This window comes from Pseudomonas sp. NPDC087614 (genome assembly GCF_044743485.1).
In the GTDB taxonomy this organism is placed as follows: domain Bacteria; phylum Pseudomonadota; class Gammaproteobacteria; order Pseudomonadales; family Pseudomonadaceae; genus Aquipseudomonas; species Aquipseudomonas baetica_A.
In genome coordinates this window covers 1-1,726 of the sequence record NZ_JBIUWN010000182.1, presented here as the reverse complement: position 1 = coordinate 1,726, position 1,726 = coordinate 1, and the positions used below count along the sequence as shown (strand labels likewise).

Annotated in this window: 3 protein-coding genes; all 3 read right to left on the bottom strand. The window is 55.4% G+C overall.

Annotated elements, in window-relative coordinates; translation table 11 throughout:
* On the bottom strand, window positions 1-454 hold a 454-nt coding region (locus ACIOWA_RS27935; protein ID WP_401162926.1), incomplete at its 3' end, for a F0F1 ATP synthase subunit B.
* A 59-nt stretch (window positions 455-513) separates the two neighbouring features.
* Window positions 514-771 (bottom strand): F0F1 ATP synthase subunit C, encoded by a 258-nt coding sequence (gene atpE / locus ACIOWA_RS27930; RefSeq protein ID WP_003097235.1) that lies wholly within the window; start codon window positions 769-771, stop codon window positions 514-516.
* 133 nt (window positions 772-904) lie between these two features.
* On the bottom strand, window positions 905-1,726 hold an 822-nt coding region (gene atpB / locus ACIOWA_RS27925), incomplete at its 5' end, for a F0F1 ATP synthase subunit A (RefSeq protein ID WP_401162925.1).

Here is a 1,726-nt window from a genome sequence, read left to right as displayed (position 1 = left end):
GTTGGTTAACCAGCTCTGCGTGCGCGTTTTGATCGATTGTGGCACCCAGGATCTTCTCGGCGCCGCCGACAGCCAGCATGCCCACTTGGGCGCGCAGTTTGTCTTTGACACTGTTCAGTTCCTGTTCGATCTCGGCTTGAGCCTGAACCTTCACACGGTCAGCGTCGACACGGGCCTTTTCAACGGCCTCTTCGACAATCTGGTTACCGCGTTTCTTGGCTTGCTCGATGATTTCAGCTGCCTGAGCTTTCGCTTCGCGCAGTTGCTGACCCGCTTTTTCTTGGGCCAACTCCAGGTCGCGAGCTGCTCGGCTGGCAGCGTCCAGGCCATCAGCGATCTTCTTTTGACGTTCGTGCAGTGCCGTAATGACCGGAGGCCATACAAACTTCATGCAGAACAGTACAAAAATCAGGAACGCAACGGACTGGCCAATCAGGGTCGCATTAATGTTCACGCCAACACCTCGCAGTTACGTTGTCCATCACATCAAATTACTCGGAAGAATCCGGGTAATTAGCCAGCGATCTGACCAACGAACGGGTTCGCAAAGGTGAAGAACAGAGCGATACCAACACCGATCATGGTTACGGCGTCGAGCAGACCGGCAACGATGAACATTTTAACTTGCAGCATTGGAACCATTTCTGGCTGACGCGCTGCGCCTTCCAGGAACTTGCCGCCCAGCAGGCCGAAACCAATTGCGGTACCCAGTGCGCCCAGGCCGATCAACAGTGCAACAGCGATAGCGGTTAGACCAACTACAGTTTCCATCTTTCCTCCCGACTTTTACGTCGTATGGTTTAGGTTTTTTAGATTAAAGCGGTAAAACAAATCGTTTCAGGTGCCCTGTGAAGAGCCCCTTCCCGTATTACCGGGAAGGACATCAGACTAGTCGAGACTGGCCTTAATGGTTTTCTTCGTGCGCCATCGACAGGTAGACGATGGTCAGCATCATGAAGATGAACGCCTGCAGGGTGATGATCAGGATGTGGAACACCGCCCACGCCCACTGCAGAACAACGCCCAGGCCGCTCAGCCAGAGCAGGCCGCTGCCGAACATCACAGCGATCAGAATGAACACCAGCTCACCGGCATACATGTTGCCGAACAGACGCAGAGCCAGAGAGATCGGTTTGGCGATAAGGGTCACGAACTCCAGCAGGAAGTTCACCGGAATCAGCAGCGCCTGAACGAAGATGTTCTTGCTACCGAACGGGTGCAAGGTGAGTTCGCCGATGAAGCCGCCGAAGCCCTTGATCTTGATGCTGTAGAAAATGATCAGTGCGAACACCGAGAACGCCATGCCCAGCGTCGCGTTCGGGTCGGTCGTCGACACGGCACGGAACGAGATGTGGTGGTCGCCGGTGATCAGGATGGCCAACTGAGGAATCCAGTCGACCGGTACCAGGTCGACGGCGTTCATCAGGAACACCCAGACGAAGATGGTCAGTGCCAGCGGTGCAATCACCGGGCTACGGCCATGGAAGCTGTCTTTCACGCTGCCATCGACGAATTCGACCAATACTTCAACGAAGTTCTGCAAAGCACCTGGCTGACCCGAAGTCGCCTTCTTTGCCGCCATGCGGAAAAGAAGAACGAAGATCAGACCCAGCGCGACCGACCAGCCGAGGGTATCGACGTGGAAAGCCCAAAAGCCCATTTCTTTGGCTTCTGCTGCGGTGTGAGCAAAGCCCCAGCCGCCGTTGGGTAGCTGACCGAAGGTCAG

Coding starts and splice junctions, on each gene's coding strand:
- atpE (WP_003097235.1), bottom strand. CDS start 771: ATGGAAACTGTAGTTGGTCTAACCGCTATCGCTGTTGCACTGTTGATC.